This window comes from Bacillus sp. DX4.1, assembly GCF_030348195.1.
Taxonomy (GTDB): Bacteria; Bacillota; Bacilli; order Bacillales; family Bacillaceae_G; genus Bacillus_A.
This window is the reverse complement of sequence record NZ_JAUCFT010000008.1, coordinates 1400740-1418516: the sequence shown is the minus strand read 5'-3', so window position 1 is coordinate 1418516 and position 17777 is coordinate 1400740. Positions and strand designations below refer to the sequence as shown.

Annotated in this window: 23 protein-coding genes; 12 read left to right on the top strand and 11 right to left on the bottom strand. The window is 35.7% G+C overall.

The window, feature by feature from the left end; genetic code table 11:
• Nucleotides 1-89: 89 nt before the first annotated feature.
• Together QUF99_RS10225 and QUF99_RS10220 are read left to right on the top strand one after the other, a co-directional pair.
• The gene (locus tag QUF99_RS10225; RefSeq protein ID WP_289369861.1) at nucleotides 90-335 is read left to right on the top strand and encodes a DUF3911 family protein; all 246 of its coding nucleotides are present in this window, start codon (nucleotides 90-92) and stop codon (nucleotides 333-335) included.
• An 89-nt stretch (nucleotides 336-424) separates the two neighbouring features.
• Nucleotides 425-664 carry a YkuS family protein gene (locus QUF99_RS10220; RefSeq protein ID WP_289369860.1) on the top strand — a complete coding sequence of 80 codons (240 nt, stop codon included), beginning with the start codon at nucleotides 425-427 and terminating at the stop codon, nucleotides 662-664.
• Nucleotides 665-1049: 385 nt separating this feature from the next.
• Here the strand turns inward: QUF99_RS10220 and QUF99_RS10215 are convergent, their stop codons facing one another.
• Together QUF99_RS10215 and ytfJ are read right to left on the bottom strand one after the other, a co-directional pair.
• On the bottom strand, nucleotides 1050-1139 hold the full coding sequence (locus QUF99_RS10215; RefSeq protein ID WP_286124142.1) for a phosphoribosyl-ATP pyrophosphatase: 90 nt from the start codon (nucleotides 1137-1139) through the stop codon (nucleotides 1050-1052).
• A 116-nt stretch (nucleotides 1140-1255) separates the two neighbouring features.
• Nucleotides 1256-1657, bottom strand: a complete 402-nt coding sequence (gene ytfJ / locus QUF99_RS10210; protein WP_289369859.1) for a GerW family sporulation protein — start codon at nucleotides 1655-1657, stop codon at nucleotides 1256-1258.
• 366 nt (nucleotides 1658-2023) lie between these two features.
• Here ytfJ and QUF99_RS10205 point away from each other — a divergent pair, with 366 nt between their 5' ends.
• On the top strand, nucleotides 2024-2365 hold the full coding sequence (locus QUF99_RS10205; RefSeq protein WP_289369858.1) for an imidazole glycerol phosphate synthase: 342 nt from the start codon (nucleotides 2024-2026) through the stop codon (nucleotides 2363-2365).
• Between the two features lie 203 nt (nucleotides 2366-2568).
• On the opposite strand, the gene QUF99_RS10200 is transcribed toward QUF99_RS10205, so the two are convergent.
• From QUF99_RS10200 to QUF99_RS10190, 3 genes are all read right to left on the bottom strand, one after another.
• A complete protein-coding gene (locus QUF99_RS10200; protein ID WP_289369856.1) occupies nucleotides 2569-3912 on the bottom strand; it encodes a TrkH family potassium uptake protein in 1344 nt (447 codons plus the stop codon).
• A gap of 796 nt (nucleotides 3913-4708) precedes the next feature.
• Entirely contained in the window at nucleotides 4709-4864 is a 156-nt protein-coding gene (locus QUF99_RS10195; protein WP_289369855.1) for an imidazoleglycerol-phosphate dehydratase, read from the bottom strand.
• Nucleotides 4865-5255: 391 nt separating this feature from the next.
• On the bottom strand, nucleotides 5256-5675 hold the full coding sequence (locus QUF99_RS10190; protein WP_289369854.1) for a MarR family winged helix-turn-helix transcriptional regulator: 420 nt from the start codon (nucleotides 5673-5675) through the stop codon (nucleotides 5256-5258).
• A 378-nt stretch (nucleotides 5676-6053) separates the two neighbouring features.
• On the opposite strand from QUF99_RS10190, the gene QUF99_RS10185 reads away from it, so the two are divergent.
• Both QUF99_RS10185 and QUF99_RS10180 read left to right on the top strand, forming a co-directional pair.
• Complete coding sequence (locus tag QUF99_RS10185; protein ID WP_289369852.1) at nucleotides 6054-6500, top strand: YrvL family regulatory protein; 447 nt, start codon at nucleotides 6054-6056, stop codon at nucleotides 6498-6500.
• A gap of 63 nt (nucleotides 6501-6563) precedes the next feature.
• Nucleotides 6564-7118: a thioredoxin family protein gene (locus QUF99_RS10180; RefSeq protein WP_289369851.1), complete on the top strand. Its 555-nt coding sequence runs from the start codon at nucleotides 6564-6566 to the stop codon at nucleotides 7116-7118.
• A 27-nt stretch (nucleotides 7119-7145) separates the two neighbouring features.
• On the opposite strand, the gene bacA is transcribed toward QUF99_RS10180, so the two are convergent.
• Nucleotides 7146-7937 (bottom strand): undecaprenyl-diphosphate phosphatase, encoded by a 792-nt coding sequence (gene bacA / locus QUF99_RS10175; RefSeq protein ID WP_289369850.1) that lies wholly within the window; start codon nucleotides 7935-7937, stop codon nucleotides 7146-7148.
• Between the two features lie 322 nt (nucleotides 7938-8259).
• Here bacA and QUF99_RS10170 point away from each other — a divergent pair, with 322 nt between their 5' ends.
• The 3 genes from QUF99_RS10170 to QUF99_RS10160 all read left to right on the top strand — a co-directional run bounded on the left by QUF99_RS10170 (nucleotide 8260) and on the right by QUF99_RS10160 (nucleotide 10050).
• A complete protein-coding gene (locus tag QUF99_RS10170) occupies nucleotides 8260-9618 on the top strand; it encodes an MATE family efflux transporter (RefSeq protein WP_289369849.1) in 1359 nt (452 codons plus the stop codon).
• A gap of 90 nt (nucleotides 9619-9708) precedes the next feature.
• Complete coding sequence (locus QUF99_RS10165; protein ID WP_289369848.1) at nucleotides 9709-9882, top strand: 2-isopropylmalate synthase; 174 nt, start codon at nucleotides 9709-9711, stop codon at nucleotides 9880-9882.
• Nucleotides 9883-9900: 18 nt separating this feature from the next.
• Complete coding sequence (locus QUF99_RS10160; protein ID WP_286124133.1) at nucleotides 9901-10050, top strand: hypothetical protein; 150 nt, start codon at nucleotides 9901-9903, stop codon at nucleotides 10048-10050.
• A gap of 34 nt (nucleotides 10051-10084) precedes the next feature.
• Here the strand turns inward: QUF99_RS10160 and QUF99_RS10155 are convergent, their stop codons facing one another.
• The gene (locus QUF99_RS10155; RefSeq protein WP_289369847.1) at nucleotides 10085-10282 is read right to left on the bottom strand and encodes a hypothetical protein; all 198 of its coding nucleotides are present in this window, start codon (nucleotides 10280-10282) and stop codon (nucleotides 10085-10087) included.
• Nucleotides 10283-10326: 44 nt separating this feature from the next.
• Between QUF99_RS10155 and QUF99_RS10150 the strand changes: the two genes are divergently transcribed.
• On the top strand, nucleotides 10327-11235 hold the full coding sequence (locus tag QUF99_RS10150) for an aminoglycoside phosphotransferase family protein (RefSeq protein ID WP_289369846.1): 909 nt from the start codon (nucleotides 10327-10329) through the stop codon (nucleotides 11233-11235).
• Here QUF99_RS10150 and QUF99_RS10145 read toward each other — a convergent pair.
• The 4 genes from QUF99_RS10145 to QUF99_RS10130 form a co-directional block, all read right to left on the bottom strand.
• Nucleotides 11232-11393, bottom strand: a complete 162-nt coding sequence (locus QUF99_RS10145) for a hypothetical protein (RefSeq protein WP_289369845.1) — start codon at nucleotides 11391-11393, stop codon at nucleotides 11232-11234. The two genes, QUF99_RS10150 and QUF99_RS10145, sit on opposite strands and share 4 nt — an antisense overlap.
• A gap of 100 nt (nucleotides 11394-11493) precedes the next feature.
• Nucleotides 11494-12267: a hypothetical protein gene (locus QUF99_RS10140; protein ID WP_289369843.1), complete on the bottom strand. Its 774-nt coding sequence runs from the start codon at nucleotides 12265-12267 to the stop codon at nucleotides 11494-11496.
• Between the two features lie 24 nt (nucleotides 12268-12291).
• Nucleotides 12292-12738, bottom strand: coding sequence for a flavodoxin (locus QUF99_RS10135; protein WP_289369842.1), 447 nt, complete (start codon nucleotides 12736-12738; stop codon nucleotides 12292-12294).
• Between the two features lie 573 nt (nucleotides 12739-13311).
• Nucleotides 13312-14490, bottom strand: coding sequence for an amidohydrolase (locus QUF99_RS10130; protein WP_483298597.1), 1179 nt, complete (start codon nucleotides 14488-14490; stop codon nucleotides 13312-13314).
• A gap of 380 nt (nucleotides 14491-14870) precedes the next feature.
• Here QUF99_RS10130 and QUF99_RS10125 point away from each other — a divergent pair, with 380 nt between their 5' ends.
• Genes QUF99_RS10125 through dltB form a run of 3 tightly spaced genes read left to right on the top strand, consistent with a single transcriptional unit; the run spans nucleotide 14871 to nucleotide 17707 of the window.
• Nucleotides 14871-15017, top strand: coding sequence for a teichoic acid D-Ala incorporation-associated protein DltX (locus QUF99_RS10125; RefSeq protein WP_286124127.1), 147 nt, complete (start codon nucleotides 14871-14873; stop codon nucleotides 15015-15017).
• A gap of 12 nt (nucleotides 15018-15029) precedes the next feature.
• A complete protein-coding gene (gene dltA, locus QUF99_RS10120; protein WP_289369841.1) occupies nucleotides 15030-16544 on the top strand; it encodes a D-alanine--poly(phosphoribitol) ligase subunit DltA in 1515 nt (504 codons plus the stop codon).
• On the top strand, nucleotides 16541-17707 hold the full coding sequence (dltB, locus tag QUF99_RS10115) for a D-alanyl-lipoteichoic acid biosynthesis protein DltB (protein WP_289369840.1): 1167 nt from the start codon (nucleotides 16541-16543) through the stop codon (nucleotides 17705-17707). The genes dltA and dltB overlap by 4 nt, the downstream gene beginning before the upstream one ends.
• Nucleotides 17708-17777: the final 70 nt, after the last annotated feature.

Below are 17777 nucleotides of genomic sequence, written 5' to 3'. Positions count from 1 at the left end.
ACTGTATAAAAATAATAATCATATTTTTCATGTTGCTTTCATAAACCTATTTTCAAAAAGCAATTTTTCAAACAAAGGAGGAAAATAATATGGCATGTGTACAAATTAAAGGAACAAGACAAGAAGTGGTGGAGATGTTACAACTATTTGATCTAATGAATACAAAAGGACTTTGTAAATTTAACAATTATGTAGAAGTATATCCAAATGAAGAACCGGAACAAAACAATAGCTTTATCGCATCTATTAATGTGCACTCTAATGACGATTCCGCCCAAGAGCACTTAAATAACCAATTCGTAAGTCAAATGTTAACAGGTGTATATAACGACTAATTTAGTCTCCTCTTTGCCATCTTTTCTACAAAATACGAATATTTCCCAAAAAAATGGACCATATTACTAGATGGCAGGAGGTGAAGAGTATGGCGAAAATTGGCGTTGAAAATTCGTTAACAGATGTTCAACAAGCATTGCAACAAAAAGGATATGAGATCATCTCATTACAATCCGAAAATGATGCGCAAGGATGCGATTGTTGTGTCGTAACTGGGCTAGATTCTAATGTCATGGGGATTCAGAATGCGGAGATAAAAGGATCTATCATTGAAGCAAGTGGCTTAACAACTGATGAAATCTGTCAAAGAGTTGAAAGTAGTCTTTAAAAGATGATGCAATTATTTAATGTAACATGTATAAAAAAGAGAAGTCTCCTTATGAAAAAGGAGACTTCTCTTTTTTATATTCACCTAATGGGAAAGTAACATATACTGGATGAAAGCCCTACCTCTCTCTCATCAATACGGCTCCAATGACCGCTCCTTATACACTAGTATGTGTATAAGCTTATAAATACAACTTTTTGGGTCTGTTTACAAAAGTTGTTGGCATAACTGCCCGATCTTTCGCAAATCTTCTATACTGTATCCATAAGAAATATTCAATCCATACTAGCTGTAACTGAGACACGAAATATTATATTAACACTAATATACAAACATGTCAAATGTTTTCCCAAAAATAAAAACAGACATTACGATCGGTCTGTTTTTAGAACTGTGCTTTTTTTTTAACTACATACACAACAAATCCGCTCACTAACATGCATAAACCAACAGTAAAATTCTTGATGTTAATCATAACTACCTCTCCCTTATTTCTTAAATCATATATATTTATATTTCAGTTATATTTATCGATCTCTAAACACACTTTTTCTAATATATCATAATTCCTAAAAAATGCAAGTCCGCTTTTTAACGACCATTTACGAACTTATCGACGGTACTTGGAACTATATTTAAGGCTTTTTCAATCAGATGTGTACCACTATGTAAATGCAAAACTTGCACTCCTTTTGTTCCTACCACTAAAAACGCAACCGGGTTTATCGAAACCCCTCCACCACTTCCACCACCAAACGGATGTCCTTGCCCCGCCTCTTTTTGTTGCCCTTGCCCTGTTCCATTTTTTCCTACAGACACATTTCCTTTAAAGTCGCTTCCTCCTGCCCCAAAGCCAAAAGCAACTTGAGAGACTGTTAAAACAACGTTTCCGTCTGCTGTTGAAACAGGACTTCCGACAATTGTATTCACATCAACCATCTCTTTTAAGTTTGTCATTGCCGTTTTCATTAAATTTTCAATTGGATGTTCCATCATACAAACCACCTTTTTCCTTTTAATTCTTTTTTATCCTTTCCAAAATAGAGGAACTCATACCAAGTTTTACAATTCATTTAAAGCTGCTATCTTTTGGCACATTTCAACCTTCAAATCTTGCGGTGTCGTGCCTACAGTTCATTCATGCGGGATAGTGAAACTTTGATCAGTGGGGTTTTCTTCATCCCCCACTGATTATTAGCCCTCACCAATCGGGCTTTTACGAGCAGTTTATCCCCCACCTAACTTCTTTACTTCTTGCAGAAATTTGAGGTGGGGGGTATTGCTGCTCGCTAATACGGGATAAAAAATAAAAATACATACATACTACTAAAGAACCTTGTTACGAAAGGAGAAATCACCTTGACTGATAAATTTGATGAACATCGTAGAGAAGAAGGCGATTATAAAGAAGAGTATGCAACAGAAGTTGCACCTCAGCACATCAATTATGATAATAAAGACGAAGTAAAATCAAAAACAGCTGGTTCAACAGCTGGGTTTATCGCTCTTGCTCTCGCTGTATTATCACTCTTCACATTTCCAATACTTTTTGGACTTGTTTCTGTTCTACTTGGTATATATGCTTATAATCGTGGTGCTACCGTTACAGGGAGCATTGCAGCTATTATCGGTGGAATTGCAGCACTTGTTGCTCTCTTATTCCGCGCTGCGATTATCGGATTATTGTTCTCACTTTTTTAAAAAAGTAATTAAGTACGTGTTCAAAAAGGAGGATAAAGAGAGCCGAGTAGTTCGAGGCGCGGAAGCCAGGAGGATACGGAGTGTAGATGGAACTACACGAGTACCGGACTGGCGACGTAACGAAGAAATACGACAGCTATCTTTACCGGACTTTTTGAACATCCTCTTAAAGAAAAAAGGTATCTCGCTTTTTGCGTGATACCTTATCCTGTGAAAACATCTTCTGATGGATAACGAATTTTTTCCTTCGCTGGTCGTGCTAGGGTAAATACAAGTGTTAAAGGTCCAATTAATCCACAGAACATAACAAACATAATAATACATTTTCCAATAGCTGATAATTCCGCTGTGATTCCCATTGTTAATCCAACTGTACCAAATGCAGAGATCGTTTCAAACAGCAACTGAATAAAACTAAAGTTCTCCGTCAGCATTAATACAAAAACCGCTGCAAAAATAAGAATTTGGCTGGCAACTGCAATTGCCAGTGCCCTTGTTACTGTAAACATTTTGATTGAACGATGAAATAAAACAAAGTCTTCTTTCTTTCTAAAAAAGGCAACAACCGATGTAATTAAAATAACAAATGTCGTTAATTTAATTCCTCCACCTGTTGAAACACTTCCTGCCCCAATAAACATTAAAATCATCGTAAACAAGATTGACGATTCTTCCATGCTTCCATAATCAACAGTATTAAATCCAGCCGTCCTTGGTGTAATACCTTGGAAGAATGAAGCCCACAGTTTCTCGCTTAGAGATAACGATCCTAACGTTTTCACATTATTATACTCCAATAACAAAATCACAATCATCGCAATTATATTGAGGGCAATTGTTCCAACAATCATAATTTTTGAATGAAGTGATAGTTTCTGAAAACTACGACTATACCATATATCAATTAACACGGTAAATCCTAAACCACCTGTAACAATTAAAGAACAAATTCCAATATTAATAATTGGATCCCCTACATAACGTGTTAAATTATCGGGCCAAAGGGCAAATCCCGCATTATTATAAGCTGCTATGACGTGAAAGAAACTATAATATAGTCCCTTCCCAAATCCAAATTCCGGAATGAAACGAATAGATAAAAAAACAACTCCAACTAGTTCAATACAAATAGAAAAAATAAAGACACGTTTTACTAATTTCACAAGACCACCGATATTTGTTTGATTGAATGCTTCTCCAATTAATAGACGATGGCGCAATCCAATTTTCTTTCCTAATACCCAAACAATTAAAATTGCAATCGTCATTAATCCAAGACCACCTGTTTGAATTAGTAGCATAATGACAATTTGACCAAACATTGTAAAAGTGCTTGCAGTATCCACAACACCTAACCCTGTTACAGTGGCCGCTGATGTTGCAGTGAAAAAGGCATCCACCCAACTAATAGACTCTTTTGTCGCAAAAGGTAGTTTTAATAACAATCCTCCGACAACAATTAAACAAAAAAAGCCCATTGCTAAAATTTGCGGCGGACTTAATCGTATCAAACGATTTTTAAAGTCTTGTTTTTTTGCTGCTTCCATATCACTAACTCCCTTAATACATCCTTATACTCTCATAATATAGTTGAGCATAATCCTTTTTTTCATAGATTTCAACTTTTATTTTCATACAATGTGAGACTTCTATCAATGGTAACTTTCTTCCTCTCCCACCGATAGAAAACTACCAACAACCGGGCTCTAGTGGACCGTTATCCTCCACTGATCATTAACCCTCACCAATCGGACTTTTACGGTCAGTTTATCCCCACCTAACTTCTCTGCTTCTTGGAGAACTTTGAGGTGGGGGTATTACTGCCCACAAATAGCGGGATAAAAATTTGAAAATCCCCATCCCTTTCACTTCAAGTTCACATTGAATTCACACCTATCTTTTATAGTATAACTATCGAAGCTGTTCCTCCCTAATAATGAGACATTCCCCAGTGTCTCGAACAGCTTTCCATCCCTAATTAAATTGACATAAATTGTCCCCCTTCCAGGCCACCTTGCATTGACAAGGTGGCTTATTTTTTTAATAACATATGTAACAAATCTTCTTTCTACGTATGAATTACTTCATAATTTCTTTTATTTACAAAGCCTTGTTTAAACATCAGTGTTAATAATTTGAGCAAAAGAAAAAGGACCAGGTTTGGTCCTTTTGTATGTCTTATTGAACGAAAGCACCCATTAGTTCAACAAGATATACTCATTATTTAAAAAAAGAACTAGGCATGAGGACTACGCTATTAAAGATTACTTCTATACTATATCAGAAAAAAAATATGATGCAGACAGCTCAGCAGCTTCATAATACAAAAAAGGAGTGATTGTATCACTCCTTTTTTGATTTACTTCCTTTTTTCGAACGATATTCCTTCCCTTTATTATCATCACCACTCACAAATTCCGAACCAAACTCTTGTTGGAACTGCCCTGTTTTCGGTGATCCTTGATTGCCACTTCCTTGACTCCCTTTACGGTTTGTCATCTTTCCCCCTCCTTCCATCTTTTATAGGTAGTAGTATTGTCTTTCCTGCTACTTCCTACACTGGGGAATCTCTCACCCATCGGGGTCTTATGGATAGTTTCCCCTCACCTAACTACTTTCATTCTTCGGAACTTCGAGGTAGAAGTATGACTGCCTGTTCTTGCGTAATACATACACACCTTGTTACACACTTCTTTCTTATCCATTAACAAGCTTCTGCTTATATTTCTTTTCAGATTATGAGGCTCAACTTCAGCACGCACAAAACACAAAAGTCTTCACATTAACGTGAAGACTTTGATTATTTTTCGTCTTTGATCTAGATGCTCCATGAAACACTCCGTCTTTCTATCTTTCACTTCACAATATGAAATATAAGTACCACTTCTTACTATATTAGCTTTTTATAAATAGACACCATAACTTGCATTTCTTCTTCAGATAGCGTTGAAAATTTTTCTTTTAGGTACTGTTTTTTCGCGACTTCCATCTTCGCAACTAACTCTTTTCCTTGTTCCGTAATTTCCAAATACACAACACGACGATCAGATGTAGAACGTGAACGTGTCACAAATCCTTTTTTAATTAATTTTTCTGTAACAGCTGTAATATGACTATTTGATACATGTAATTGATTTGCTACACGAGAAACCATCTCTTTTTCATTACGATTTAATATACGAAGTACAAGAAACTCATTCCATGGAATGTAGCCCCCAAAAATTTTTCCAATATCATTACGCACCGAGCGAAACATTGCAAAAACATGTGTAGATAAATCCTCCATCAATTGTTCACGATTTTGAGACACCGCTTACATCTCCTTCATTTATTTCATATAGTTAAATAAAAACATTATGAATTATATTACCTTATTTTTCACATTTTGTCACCTTTTTTCCCATGCTAATATGCACTAAGCGTTCAATTTGCTTACTAGCCCTTCATTACGAACTAAAACTTTCCGCTCATGAAAATTCTATTTTAACCACTAGAACATGTATCTTTTGCTATTCATTTGGAAATGAATGATAAAGGTTGCTTTTCTAACATGCTGAAAATCACTTCAGCCACAAAAAGAGTGCGCTTTACTGCACTCTTTTTTGTTTTCATCATCCACCAAATTATTTATGATATACTAAATATTATGAAAGAAAACTCCTCTCAATAAACTTTTTGGAGGTGTATGATGGATAAGGATGAAGAAAAGTTTTCAGATTTAAGTGGAAAAGAAAAAACAATTGTTATTAGTAGTATTACCCTTCTCATAATTATTGCTTTTGCAATAATCTTCTTTGCATCTGTCGGCGTATTTCGTCTCGTTGGCATAGAATACACATCACGAACTGCACTTCTACTCTTTTTTCTCTTTACTCTCATTCTAGACGGAATTAGTAGCTTTTTTATTTTATTTTTTAAAGTATTTTTAAAATCAGTATTAGAGCAACTACCAAAATGGCTCTCTTTTATTCTTCTTTCTATCTTAGAAATTTCATTTGATTGGCTCGTTCTTCATATAGCAGATGATTGGATGGAGAGTATTACTATATCAAATATAGGTGAACTGCTAATTGTCGCAATTTTCTTTACACTAGATAAATTATGGCCTACTAATAAAAAGAAACAGGAAAAGTAAAGTTACAAGCTTTTCTGTACTAAAATTGATACAATAAAAGCAAATTAGAAAGAGGTGTTCCATATGACATTACAACAATGGGCTGAAAAAGGTATGTCCTTTGATACATATGTAAATAACATGACTGTTAACCAATATGAACTGTTACATATTTATAATAATTTTTTAATTCCAAACGAATTGCTTCCCGTTTTAGAAGATTGTCAAAATGACGGCTGGCGTGTCATCGTATTAACAGCTGACTGGTGTGGCGATGCTCTTCTTTGCGTTCCTGTTATGAAGCGCATTTGTGAAGTTGCGAATATTGAAATGAGCCTTCTTATCCGTGATGAAAACTTAGAGTTAATGGATCAATACTTAACAAACGGAACAGCACGTGCGATCCCAATCTTTATTTTTATTGACGCAGCTGGAAACGAAAAAGCAGTTTGGGGACCACGCGCTCCAAAAATACAAGAATTAGTTACTTCCATGCGTGCCACATTACCTGGAAAAGACGATCCACAATTTGAAGAAAAGCAAAAAGAAATGTATGCTGGATTCCGTGAAACGTTAGCTTCTGACACCTCAATTTGGGAGCATGTGATGGAAAATATGATTGAAAAGATAGCAAAATAAAAAAACTGCCATTTGGCAGTTTTTTTATCACATAATGAAGAAATAGAACACCGCAGCTACAATAAAACGATAGTATGCAAATGGTGTTAATTTCACGCGTGCTAATAATTTTAAGAATGAAACAATTGCAAGCATTGCCACAACGAATGCTGTAATAAAGCCACTTGCAAATAGAGGGATATCTGCTACGCTTAATACATCCCAGCTTTTAATTAAATCTAACCCTGTTGCAGCTACCATCATTGGAACTGCTAAAATAAATGTATATTCAGCTGCTGCTGTATGAGATACACGAGCTAATAATCCACCACTAATTGTAGACCCCGAACGTGAAAATCCTGGCCATAGCGCTAAACATTGAAACATCCCGATTGTAAATGCTTGTTTATATGTAATCTCGTCCAATGTTTTTGCTGTACTTGGTCTTGAAAACTTCTCAGCAATAATCATTAAAATACCACCAGCAACTAAACTAATAACAACCGGTCCTGGTCCAAATAAAACTTCTTTAATTTTACTATGGAATAAGAATCCAAGTAATCCTGCTGGAATCATTCCGATAATAATATGTATTAAATTTAAAGATGGTCCTTGTGTTACTTTCCCAATGCCTACCAAAGACCATAATCGTTTCCAAAATACAACGACAACTGCTAGAATCGATCCTAACTGAACAAAAACTTCAAATGTTTTTGCTTTATTTCCTTCAAATCCAATTAAATGTCCTGTTAAAATCATGTGACCTGTTGATGAAACCGGTAAAAATTCCGTTAATCCTTCAACAGCCCCCATAATTAAACCAATTAACCAATCAGCCACGGGGCGTGCCTCCTTAATACCTTAACATATACTTTTTTTCATACCTTCTCATAATACCTTATCCTCTTTTAAAGTGCACCTTTTTTTCAAATTGCTTCAAAATATACAAGTGATTTGTCCGAAGTGTATTTCTTTTCTATTTTCGTTTTAAATTGTATGATAAAGTGAAACTTTTATCAGTGGGTGTTCTTTACCCACCACTGATAATTAGCCCTCATCAATCGAGCTCTCACGGGCAGTTCCCTCTTATCTATACTTTGATTTTGTAAGCAGAGTTACTGTCCGTTTGTGCGTGTTTGGTCTTATATGGAAAGGAGTCTTTATGAAAGAAACAACTTCACTCTCACAGAAAATGAGACAATTTTTCTTACTATTTTTCCCGATTTTCGTGACGCAAATGTCTTTATTTGCCATGAGCTTTTTTGATACAACAATGTCTGGACATGCGAGTTCCACTGATTTAGCAGGGGTTGCGATTGGTACGAGCATCTGGATTCCTGTTAGTACTGGATTAACAGGAATTTTAATGGCAACGACGCCAATTGTCGCTCAACTTGTCGGTTCCAAACAAAAAGAAGAAGTACCTCATATTGTTATGCAAGCTGTTTACTTAGCAATTCTAGTCAGCTTCATTGTAATTATCATCGGATACTTTGCTGTTACTCCAATCTTACATGCAATGAATTTAGAAGAACAAGTTGAAAGTATCGCAGATCAATTTTTAAGTATTATCGCAATCGGTATTATTCCATTATTTGTATATACGGTATTTCGTGGCTTTATCGATGCATTAGGAAAAACGCGCACCTCGATGATTATTACTTTACTCTCTTTACCAATTAACGTCATTTTAAATTATGTATTTATTTTTGGCCATTTTGGTTTTCCAAAGTTAGGTGGAGTTGGCGCAGCAATTGCTTCCACTGCGACATATTGGTGCATTTTACTCATCACCATTATTATTATCCATACGAAAGAACCTTTTGCATCGTTCGGTATATTTCAGCGTTTATATCGCCTTTCTATCTCAAGTTGGAAAGAACTATTAACACTCGGCGTACCAATCGGCTTTGCTATCTTTTTTGAAACGAGTATTTTTGCTGCAGTTACGTTATTTATGAGCAACTTTGATACAACAACAATTGCCGCCCATCAAGCAGCAATGAATTTTGCAACACTGTTATATATGACGCCTTTAAGTTTAGCAATGGCTATGACCATTACAGTCGGCTTTGAAGTTGGAGCAACTCGCTATGAAAGCGCAAAACAATACGGGTTTATCGGCATAGGGCTCGCAATTGCTTTTGCCCTATTCTATTCTGTTCTCCTCTTTTTCTTCGACGATCAAATTGCATCTATTTATACAGCAGATGCGGCTGTCCATCATTTAGCAAAAGAGTTTCTAATATTTGCGATTTTATTCCAAATTTCTGATGCAATCGCTACTCCAGTACAAGGTGCATTGCGTGGTTATAAAGATGTGAATGTCGCCCTAGTTATGACACTAATTGCATATTGGATCATCGGTCTCCCACTTGGTTATGTACTGGCGACATACACATCTTGGGAAGCAAAAGGATATTGGATCGGTCTTATTTTAGGATTAGCATTTGGCGCAGCCTTTCTGCTCATTCGTCTCTTTCAAGTACAGAAAAAATATGCAATGCAAAAAAGCCGCTAATATTCGCGGCTTTTTTATTTCCTCTTTTCCTCGTCCTGCATAGTTCCTCTTCGTAACGTACAACCTAGTAAAAAAGAAAGGTGCAAACATATGGATGAAAAGAAAGAACATTCTTCCTATGATGAAGAGTTCGCTCCTGAAATTTCTCCTGGATATCGACAAGATGTTCATAAACCACCTCGATACAAAAACACTTCTTTTTTAATCGGGATTGGTATATTCGGAGCAATATTACTTGTACTCATTATTTTCGTTTATTTTTAAATGAAAGAAGGCTTACGTATGACAAATCAATCCTCAACATTTCGTAAAAGAGTGGTAAAAACGCAAAAAGGTTATGCTGGAGATTCAGTAAATGAACTAAAGCAAGTCGAACAGGGAAATCTTGAAATAAGTAAGAAGGAAATTGGTCAACAAAATGAAAACCTGTGAAAACAAAAAAATGTCCCCACACTGGGGACATTTTTTAACGTACACTCTGTTGCTGTTCACAAATTTTAAAAATGCTCTCTTCTTTTACAATCTTCATTGTATAGCTTAACTTCATTTCATCAAAAAATAATTGATTCGCTTCTTTACTACTTAGATTTTCAGATACTTGATAGTCGTCTATTGCGTCATACACTCTCTTTTTGATTTCTGATAATATTGAATAGAAAGTCAATTACCCAGAGCTTTTAAATAAGAAGCGAAAAGAGGATTAATAAAATGAATTCTTATATTCAACATGTACAGCGAGCACTACCAAATGTGAAGATACACTCTTGTAAACAAAATGACAAGGGCTGGGACAATGTAGCTATTATCATCAATCAGGAATGGCTATTTCGTTTCCCACGAAAACTTGAGTATGCAAAAAAAATCCCCCGTGAAAAACAATTATGCGAGGCACTTTCTCAATCCTTACAAAATATAAAGGTTCCGCAATATCACCTTTTATATAAAAAGAAAACAGATAAAATTCCTATATGCAGTTATTATAAACTCATTCATGGTGAACCATTTACTCGAGAAACATTAGAACGCTTAACACCCCATGAACAAAATAAAATCATAACACAACTCGCTTCATTTCTCGCTGCTTTACATATGATTCCGGTGGAAAGCGCAATAAAATGTGGCTTTTCAGTTGAACATCCTACCTCATACTGGCGGCACCTTCAAAGTAAACTGGAACATTATCTTTCTAGTACGCTCACAACGCCAAAAAGAAAAGTACTTGATTATTTCTTTGAAGCTTTTTTTGAACAAATACATGTATCCGCTCTTTCACAAACCATTATTCATGCCGATTTCACGCATCAGCATATTTTATTTCATGAGAAGCGAAAACAGATTGCCGGCATTATAGATTTCGGAGATGCCCAAATTGGAGACCCTGCCTTTGATTTTGCTGGGCTATATAACGACTTCGGTAGTGAATTTACATATGAAGTATATAAACAATACCGCACACTCGCTCCTCATCGCGATTCATCATTCTTTGAACGCATCATTCACTTTTATCAATATAGCCCTCTATTGCACAACCTTATATATACTTTTGAGATAAACGATATAAAAATGATGGAAGAAAATCAAAAGGAGCTTGGGCAAATATTTCAGGGAATGTGCTAAACACTTTCCCTCATTTCCTTTTCCTCATACATCATCAGTTTCTTATCCATTTCTACGATTAACTTATACATTTGAAACGCTTGAAAAATTTGCAGTTGAACGAAAAAAGGGGCCTGTTGGTTTTTTAACCATTGAAACACTTCAAATTCGTTTTCCATTGATCATCTCTCCCTCTTCTATTTTCGCCTTACACATGTAGCGTAAATGATGAAAAGCTTTTCATGTCAACAGCAAAAAAGAGTACGAAATCGCACCCTTTTAATGGACTATAGAATTGTTTTGTATAGGTTCATCTTTTACTTCATCAACTTTACATTCATTACGAAAGGCACATCCAATACATTCAGAGTGAAATGTTCTTTCTACATAATGCTCTGCTTGCTGTAAAATTTCTTTCATCCTATACAGATCACTCATTCCAGTCATAATATCTTGTTGCTTTGGAACATACTCACTGCTAGTCCCTTCTATTAAATTAATAATCTCAATTTTCTCTGGAAGAACACCAAAAGCTTTATAGCAAAACACAGCTGTTAACTTTTGAAAAAGAGCGAGCATTTCTTCGTTTGCATCGACAACAAATTTTTTAATCACAAATGATTGTGTAGACCATTCCCCGACTTCAAGCGTTAATGAAATATACACACCCAACTCTTCCATATATGTTTGTAACTTTTCATATAAAAATAAAGGTGGTGTTCCGCCCGAATCACCTTTTACATACCGCAACAGGTGATCAGTTAACTTTGCAAGAACAATATAATATTCTGCTTTTGAAGAAAACATTCCAATACGCACTTTACCCCAATGTCTTTCTAGTAACTCTAATACAAGCACTGTTGTTTGTTTTTCTGCTGGTGACATGTAATAGTCACTTATAATTTGATTTACAATCGCTTGAACCATTTGCTTCCATTCAAACGAAGACGGTTCTCTTCTTTTTATATAACGGAAATAAAATTTATGCGGACAGCGCATAAAATCATATAAATGATAATCCGTCATCGTTTTCATTGAGATTTTCCCCTGCACTCGCTCTTCATCTCCCTCTCACCATTAAGAAAGGTGTTTTACAAACTCTGCACCAAATTGAAGACATTTCTCTACATCTTCTTCTTCTGGCGTTAATTCTACTTTTAATCCTTCCAGTACAACTTCTGCACCACATTCTTGTAACTTTTCTACTAAAATATCAACAGCTGCACCATATTTTGGATATGCAGAATCACAAGATCCAAACACCGCTGCTTTTTTACCTGCTAAATCAATCTCTTCCATCTCGTCATAGAAATCCAAGAAATCATCTGGTAGTTCTCCATCCCCCCACGTATACGCTCCCAGAATAATTCCATCATATCCCTCTAATACAGATGCTTCCGGCATTGTCATCATATCAATGACTTCAATTTCTTTTCCAGTTTCGCGAATAGTTCCTGCAATATGATCCGCCATCTCCTCTGTATTTCCACTCATACTTGCAAAGATCATTACTAATTTACTCATTTGACTCTCTCCCTTGATTATGTATCACTTTTTCTATTTTGTTTATTATGTCTTCTGCTACGCATTCATCACGAATGACACGCTACTGCCACTCTATATGTTCATCTTTATTTTTAATTTTTCTTTGTTGAAAGCGAAATTTCTTCATCTTTCCCTCTTTCATTCCCCTACCTTCCAATCAATTGATAATAATTATCAATTTCAATTATAAGATTAGATTAATTGAAAACGATTATCAAAGTCAATAACTATTTTTAAAAAAATGATGAAAAGGTACAAGCTTGTCCGTTGGGAGTTCATATACTATAAATGAGCATAGTTCTTTCTCAAAACCCTCTCTAACGGAAAGAATATAAAAGCAACTGCGATAATCGCAGTTGCCTTTTTTTGTACGATATAAAGTGAAACTTTGATTAGTGGGACCCCACTAATCATTAGCCCTCACCAATCGGGCTTTTACGTGCAGTTTATCCCTCGCCTAACTGCTTTGCTTCCTGCCGAATTTTGAGATGGGGGTATTACTGCACATTAATGCGGGATAAATCTTAATGAATGTTTGCTCCCAATCCTTACTTAGATTTTTAGTAGCTTTATTGTCGCCTGTAAAAATAATTGCGCTCCATAAACTAAAGCCGATTCATCCACATCAAATTTCGGGTGATGATGCGGATAAACAGTCTCTTTTTGCTGATTCCCAGTTCCTAATTTAATAAAACATCCTGGACATTTTCTCAAATATGCAGAGAAATCTTCTCCACCCATCGAGGGAGAAAGTGCTACAATTCTCTCTTTCCCAAACAACTCTACTGCACTTTCCTCTACTATGTTCGTAATGACATCATCATTAATAACCGGATCATAACCATAGCGATACGTATAGTTATACGTTGCACCATGTGCTCCTGTAATTCCCTTTGCAATTTGTTCAATCATCTCTTCCGCTTCTTTTCTCAACTTTTGATCAAAACAGCGTACGGTTCCCATGAGATGTGCTGCATCAGGAATAATATTATCTGCTGTCCCCGCATGAAATTGCGTTACTGAAACAACTCTTTGCATAATAGCACCTGTTTTTCTGGACACAAGATGTTGTAAATTCGTAATAATTTGTGCCCCAATTGCAATGGGATCCACCGTTTCTTCTGGATGAGCGGCATGTCCCCCTCTTCCTTTCACTTCAATTGTAAATACATCTGGCGCTGCCATCATGGGACCATATACAATCCCAATTTTCCCACTCTCTAACCCAGACATCACATGTAAGCCGATAATACAATTGACCCCATCCATTACACCAGCTTGCACCATTTCTTGGCCCCCACCTGGATGTACTTCTTCAGCATGTTGAAATAAAAGACGGATTTCCCCTTCCCAATTATCATCCATTTTTGCTAACGCTTCCGCTGTCCCTAATAAAATTGCCGTATGTGCATCATGTCCACATGCATGCATCACCCCCGGAGCAACTGATGTATATGGCCGCGACGTTTCCTCTTGGATCGGTAGTGCATCCATATCCGCTCGAATCGCTACTACTTTGCCAATTTTCTTTCCTTTTTTCGTTGCCATAACACTATATGGCGTTGGTCTTGTCACCTCGAAAGAAGAAAATTTGCATAATGTATCATGTACAAATTGTGAAGTCTGTTTCTCATGAAATGATAATTCAGGAAATTGATGCAAATGTCGTCGCCACTTTATAATATTTTCTTCTGATATATATGTTAACCAATCCCTTTGTATATGCGCCATTCCTTTCAACCTCCTTTTTAATTCTTACCAGCTTTATTCCATTGTTATTACACAATGTCCTTGTAGCAGAAGTATTTCCAGATAACCCCTTTTCTTTTTTACTGAACTTTGAGGCTGGGATATTACTGCCCACGAATAGCGGGATAAAAATTCACTCCAAACTGTCTTCTTACTTCAAAGGTAACAAATCGATTACAATTCCATACAGAATGTAATATAATTACTAAGTTAGGGATTTTCTTTTTTAGTATTTAGTGCTACTATCAAAAAAGAGCCTTTTTGCCCTTTATTTACCTAAAATGTGGAAGTTTTGTTTTTTTCATAATAAAGTAGGATATGATACCTACATACAGTTACTATTTCATAAGAGAGGGAAAGACATGGAAAGATTAAAAGAGATATGGTCTAAACCACTCACACAATGGTTTGCAAAAACTTTTTATTATCTTGCAATTTTGTTTACTTTGCTATGGTTGTATGGATTCCATGATACAAACACAAGCACATTTATTTACAATGAATTTTAGGGTGGGAACGTTATGAAGTTATTAGAACAAATCGAAAAGTGGGCGGTTGAAACGCCTGACCAAACCGCTTTCGTTTGGCGAGATGCGAAAATTACTTACAAACAATTGAAAGAAGACTCTGATGCGTTAGCCCATTGGATCTCTTCAGAATATGAAGATGATCATTCCCCAATTATGGTATATGGCCATATGCAACCAGAGATGATTGTCAGTTTTTTAGGGTGTGTAAAAGCTGGACATGCTTACATTCCAGTGGATTTATCTATACCCGCTGATCGTGTACTACGTATTGCCGAAAGTTCCGGTGCGAAGCTACTTTTATCACCAACAGATGTGACCGTAGCTGACTTACCAGTTCGCATCGTATCTGAAAACAACTTAAAAGATATTCTCTTTACTCATAAAGGGCAAACACCAAATCCTAAACATGCGGTAAAAGATGATGAAAACTTCTACATTATTTACACATCAGGAAGCACAGGTAATCCAAAAGGTGTGCAAATTACGTACAATTGTCTTGTAAGCTTTACAAAATGGGCAGTTGAAGATTTCAACTTACAAACAGGACAAGTATTTGTGAACCAAGCACCTTTCTCATTTGATTTATCTGTGATGGATGTTTACCCATCGTTAGTAACAGGTGGTACACTTTGGGCTATCGATAAAGATATGATTGCACGTCCAAAAGACTTATTTACTTCTTTAGAACAATCAGATATAGGTGTATGGACATCAACACCATCTTTTGCAGAAATGTGTTTAATGGAGCCATCTTTCTCTGAAAGTATGCTGCCAAATATGAAAACATTCTTATTCTGTGGTGAAGTATTATCAAATGATGTAGCAAGAAAATTATTAGAACGCTTCCCAAAAGCAACAATTATGAATACGTACGGCCCAACAGAAGCAACTGTAGCTGTCACAGGCATTCATGTTACACAAGAAGTCGTTGATACCTATCAATCCCTTCCAGTCGGCTACTGCAAATCCGATTGCCGCCTTCTTATTATGAAAGAAGATGGCTCAATTGCACCAGACGGTGAAAAAGGTGAAATCGTAATTGTTGGTCCAAGCGTAAGCGTTGGTTATTTAGGAAGCCCTGAATTAACAGAAAAAGCATTCACTGTTATTGATGGCGAACGTGCTTACAAAACAGGTGACGCTGGTTATGTAGAAAATGGTCTTCTTTTCTATAACGGTCGTCTTGATTTCCAAATTAAGTTACATGGTTATCGAATGGAATTAGAAGAAATCGAACATCACCTTCGTGCTTGCTCTTATGTAGAAGGAGCAGTTGTAATTCCTATAAAAAAAGGTGAACGATACGATTACTTATTAGCAGTTGTTGTACCTGGAGAACATTCATTTGAAAAAGAATTCAAATTAACATCTGCAATAAAAAAAGAACTCAATGAGCGATTACCAAACTACATGATTCCAAGAAAATTCATGTACCAACCTTCTATTCCAATGACACCAAATGGAAAGGTAGATCGCAAAAAATTATTGAGTGAGGTTACAGCATGACCGCATATGGATCATTTTATTTTTTCGCTATAGTAGGCATTTTATTGATACCTACTATCGTAGCTGGATTAAAAGGTAAAATGTTACGCAAATATAATGCTGCCCTAACGCTAATCATGCTTGTTATTATCTTCTCAGATAAAATGCATCAAGCTAAGATGCTAGCGGCATTTATTATTTGGCAATACATCCTTATTAAAGGCTACTTATTATTAAGAAAACGAAATAATAACACGCTTACGTTCTGTATTGCTGTTATTTTATCGATTTTACCATTGGTTTTGGCCAAAATCGCACCATTTGCATCTGACTTAAAATTTATTGTTTTTGCTGGTATGTCCTATGTAACATTCAGAGCTGTGCAAATGGTCTTTGAAGTTCGTGATGGTTTAATTAAAGAAATTTCTTTCTTTAATTTCTGGGAATTCGTCCTGTTCTTCCCTGCCATCTCAACTGGACCGATCGATCGTTATCGAAGATTCCAAAAAGATATACAGAAGCCACCAAGTGCTGAAGAATATGAGAAGCTACTATATACGGGTTTGAATCGTATTTTTCAAGGGTTTCTGTATAAATTCATCATTGCGCATTTAATACAACAACATATTATAGACGCACCATTTGCTAACGTAGATACAATTACATCTAATATAATGTACATGTATGGCTATAGCTTATATTTATTCTTTGACTTTGCTGGTTATAGTGCATTCGTAATTGGTGTAAGTTATATGATGGGTATTAAAACACCTGAAAACTTTAATAAGCCATTTATCAGTCGTAACATTAAAGATTTCTGGAACCGTTGGCACATGAGCTTATCATTCTGGTTCCGTGATTTTATTTATATGCGCTTTGTCTTTTTCGCAACAAAGAAAAAATTAATTAAAAATCGATATACGATTTCATATATCGGCGCATTTTTAAACTTTTTCATTATGGGTGTTTGGCACATTGCAGGTCAGCATGTTTATCAATATATCATTTACGGCCTCTATCATGCTGCTTTGTTTATCTTGTTTGATATTTTTGAACGAAAAAACAAAAAGCATAAGTTTTGGCCAAACAATAAAATCATGCATGTTGTTGCAATTGTTATTACGTTCCATGTTGTTTGTTTTGGTTTCCTAATCTTCTCTGGTCACTTAAACAGATACTTTTAGTTAATAACTTCTTACATGCATTACAACTAAGAAGTTACACATAATATATTACAGATATAAAGGAGATTTA

Coding starts and splice junctions, on each gene's coding strand:
- QUF99_RS10225 (WP_289369861.1), top strand. CDS start 90: ATGGCATGTGTACAAATTAAAGGAACAAGACAAGAAGTGGTGGAGATG.
- QUF99_RS10220 (WP_289369860.1), top strand. CDS start 425: ATGGCGAAAATTGGCGTTGAAAATTCGTTAACAGATGTTCAACAAGCA.
- QUF99_RS10215 (WP_286124142.1), bottom strand. CDS start 1,139: ATGATTAACATCAAGAATTTTACTGTTGGTTTATGCATGTTAGTGAGC.
- ytfJ (WP_289369859.1), bottom strand. CDS start 1,657: ATGGAACATCCAATTGAAAATTTAATGAAAACGGCAATGACAAACTTA.
- QUF99_RS10200 (WP_289369856.1), bottom strand. CDS start 3,912: ATGGAAGCAGCAAAAAAACAAGACTTTAAAAATCGTTTGATACGATTA.
- QUF99_RS10195 (WP_289369855.1), bottom strand. CDS start 4,864: ATGACAAACCGTAAAGGGAGTCAAGGAAGTGGCAATCAAGGATCACCG.
- QUF99_RS10185 (WP_289369852.1), top strand. CDS start 6,054: ATGGATAAGGATGAAGAAAAGTTTTCAGATTTAAGTGGAAAAGAAAAA.
- QUF99_RS10180 (WP_289369851.1), top strand. CDS start 6,564: ATGACATTACAACAATGGGCTGAAAAAGGTATGTCCTTTGATACATAT.
- QUF99_RS10170 (WP_289369849.1), top strand. CDS start 8,260: ATGAAAGAAACAACTTCACTCTCACAGAAAATGAGACAATTTTTCTTA.
- QUF99_RS10165 (WP_289369848.1), top strand. CDS start 9,709: ATGGATGAAAAGAAAGAACATTCTTCCTATGATGAAGAGTTCGCTCCT.
- QUF99_RS10160 (WP_286124133.1), top strand. CDS start 9,901: ATGACAAATCAATCCTCAACATTTCGTAAAAGAGTGGTAAAAACGCAA.
- QUF99_RS10150 (WP_289369846.1), top strand. CDS start 10,327: ATGAATTCTTATATTCAACATGTACAGCGAGCACTACCAAATGTGAAG.
- QUF99_RS10145 (WP_289369845.1), bottom strand. CDS start 11,393: ATGGAAAACGAATTTGAAGTGTTTCAATGGTTAAAAAACCAACAGGCC.
- QUF99_RS10135 (WP_289369842.1), bottom strand. CDS start 12,738: ATGAGTAAATTAGTAATGATCTTTGCAAGTATGAGTGGAAATACAGAG.
- QUF99_RS10130 (WP_483298597.1), bottom strand. CDS start 14,490: ATGGCGCATATACAAAGGGATTGGTTAACATATATATCAGAAGAAAAT.
- QUF99_RS10125 (WP_286124127.1), top strand. CDS start 14,871: ATGGAAAGATTAAAAGAGATATGGTCTAAACCACTCACACAATGGTTT.
- dltA (WP_289369841.1), top strand. CDS start 15,030: ATGAAGTTATTAGAACAAATCGAAAAGTGGGCGGTTGAAACGCCTGAC.
- dltB (WP_289369840.1), top strand. CDS start 16,541: ATGACCGCATATGGATCATTTTATTTTTTCGCTATAGTAGGCATTTTA.